The organism is Shewanella sp. AS16 (assembly GCF_021412365.1).
GTDB classification, from domain to species: domain Bacteria; phylum Pseudomonadota; class Gammaproteobacteria; order Enterobacterales; family Shewanellaceae; genus Shewanella; species Shewanella salipaludis.
Map to the genome: position 1 here is coordinate 1 of NZ_JAKCLK010000381.1, position 284 is coordinate 284.

A 284-nucleotide genomic window follows, 5' to 3' on the forward strand; every position below is an offset into this window, starting at 1 on the left:
TGTTCCGTCAGATTGGTATTTACAGCCCGAACGGTCAGCAGTACACCCCGCAGGACCGCGAGCAGGTTGCTTACTATAAAGAAGACGAGAAAGGTCAGATTCTGCAGGAAGGGATCAACGAGCTGGGCGCAGGTTGTTCCTGGCTGGCAGCGGCGACCTCTTACAGCACCAACAATCTGCCGATGATCCCGTTCTACATCTATTACTCGATGTTCGGTTTCCAGCGTATCGGCGATCTGTGCTGGGCGGCTGGCGACCAGCAAGCGCGTGGCTTCCTGATCGGC

At 56.3% G+C, this 284-nt stretch carries 1 pseudogene; it reads left to right on the top strand.

Annotated features, from left to right (window positions below):
- Positions 1-284 (top strand): annotated as a pseudogene (aceE, locus tag LZP73_RS20755) (pyruvate dehydrogenase (acetyl-transferring), homodimeric type); the annotation flags it as partial.